A 2292-nucleotide genomic window follows, 5' to 3' on the forward strand; every position below is an offset into this window, starting at 1 on the left:
TACAAGGACTACATCCTCGGCTTCATCTTCTATAAGTTCTTGTCCGACCAAGTAGAGCAGTTCATGCTCAATAACGACGCTGAACCGGAAGACCTGCCAGATACGCTTGTTGAGACCGACACTGACACCGTGGCCCTGGTGCGTAACAACTTGGGCTACTTCCTCACCTACGAGAACCTGTACTCGACGTGGCGAGACTTGGATAACGACTTTTCCATCGCTCACGTGCGCGACGGCCTGGCTACCTTCAAGCGCAACATCGCCCCGGAGCGCAAGCACGTCTTCGAGGGCATCCTTAACACCCTGGACACCAGCCTGTCGAAGTTGGGTACAACCGACGCTGCCCGTACCTCTGCCATCAAGAAGCTACTGGACCTTATCGATGACATCCCCACTGATGGCAAGCAGGGCTATGACGTGCTGGGCTACATCTACGAGTACCTCATCGAGAAGTTCGCGGCCAACGCGGGCAAAAAGGCAGGCGAGTTCTACACCCCGCATGAGGTCTCTCTCATCATGAGCAACATCGTCGCTGACCACCTCAAGGGCCGCGACGAGATTCAGATTTACGACCCGACCTCCGGCTCTGGCTCCCTGCTGCTTAACATCGGCCATGCCGTCGCCAAGCGCATGGGTGACCCAGACCGTATTAAGTACTTCGCCCAGGAGCTGCGCGAGAACACCTACAACCTCACTCGTATGAACCTGGTCATGCGCGGCGTGAAGGCGGACAACATCGTCGCCCGCAACGGTGACAGCTTGGCCCATGACTGGCCGATGTTCGACGAGGCCGACCCGGTGCAGACCTACAAGCCGCTCTATGTGGACGCAGTAGTCTCCAACCCGCCCTACTCCCAAAAGTGGGAACCCGAAGGCAACGAGGCTGACCCGCGCTTCGCACGGTTTGGTCTAGCGCCCAAGACCAAGGCCGACTACGCCTTCATGTTGCATGAGCTGTTCCACGTTAAGCCTGATGGCATCCTCACCGTCGTCCTGCCGCACGGCGTACTGTTCCGTGGTGGCTCGGAGGCCGACATCCGTCGCAATCTCATCGAAGCCAACCACATCGATGCCATTATCGGCCTGCCTTCCAACATCTTCTACGGCACCGGTATCGCGACCGTCATCATGGTGCTCAAGCAAGAACGTGACCGCGATGACGTGCTGTTCATCGATGCCTCCCAGGGCTTCATCAAGCAGGGCAAGTACAACCACCTGCGCGCCCGTGACATCCAACGCATCGTCGATGCCGTTCACAACCGCGTGGACGTGCCACACTTCGCTAGGGTAGTGACCCGCGACGAGATTCGCGCCAACGACCACAACCTGAACATCCCACGCTACGTCTCTGCCACCCTGCCGCCTGAGTCTGTAGACCTGTACGCCACTATGCACGGCGGCATTCCCACCAGCGAAATTGACACCCTGGAGCACTACTGGACCGCCCTGCCGGGGCTGCGGGAGGCACTGTTCACCGAGAAGACAGAAGGCTACGCGGAGCTGAAAACGACCAACCTACGCGAGACGATCGACCAGCACCCTGCAGCCCAGGCACTTCGTGACCAGGTTGGCGCTGTACTATCCGACCTGCCGGAGAAACTGCACGCGCTGCTGGTGGATGGCGCAGCTACCGTGCCTATTACTACCACCGAGGACCAGCTTAAGGCAGACCTGTTCGACCGCCTCGACCCTGTACCGTTGGTTGATGCCTACGAGGGCTACCAGGTACTGCATGACAGCTGGGTCAAAACCGCCGGTGACCTAGAAGTCATCCAGACCGAAGGCTTCGATGCCCTGCGGGTCAACCACCCCGTGATGGAGTGGAAGACCAAGGAAAAGAAAAAGGTCTATGTCCAAATCGGATGGGACGGGCGCGTTGCTCCCAACGAGTTGGTGCAGACCTTCTACCTGGCGCAACAGAAGGACCAGGTAACGCAGCTAAGTCGCGACGTGGACACAGCTGTATCTGAGCTAACACAGCTTGTCGAGGGCTTAAGCGAAGTCGACAAGACCGACCTGACCGAGATACTTAACGACAAGCAGGACGCCTTCAAGAAGACCGAGCTGAACAAGGCCATCAAGGACCTGCCGAAGCTGGCCAAGGGCGAGACCTGGCCGGAGGACAGCACTGAGGCTGCCATGCTCAGCGCCAAGGCACTTATCGCCCAGCGGGACAAGCTCAAGAAGAACCTCAAGGCTGCGCAAGAGCAGTTGGAGAAAGACACCCACGCGACCATTGAAGCGCTTACCGAAGCGCAGGTCGATGAGGTGCTCACCGCCAAGTGGATTACT

Annotated in this window: 1 protein-coding gene; it reads left to right on the forward strand. The window is 58.5% G+C overall.

What is annotated here, in order from left to right; translation table 11 throughout:
• The coding region (locus HMPREF2967_RS06010) for a type I restriction-modification system subunit M (protein ID WP_070685513.1) at positions 1–2292 on the forward strand (2292 nt) is incomplete at both ends.

The organism is Corynebacterium sp. HMSC059E07, assembly GCF_001814395.1.
GTDB lineage: Bacteria > Actinomycetota > Actinomycetes > Mycobacteriales > Mycobacteriaceae > Corynebacterium > Corynebacterium hesseae.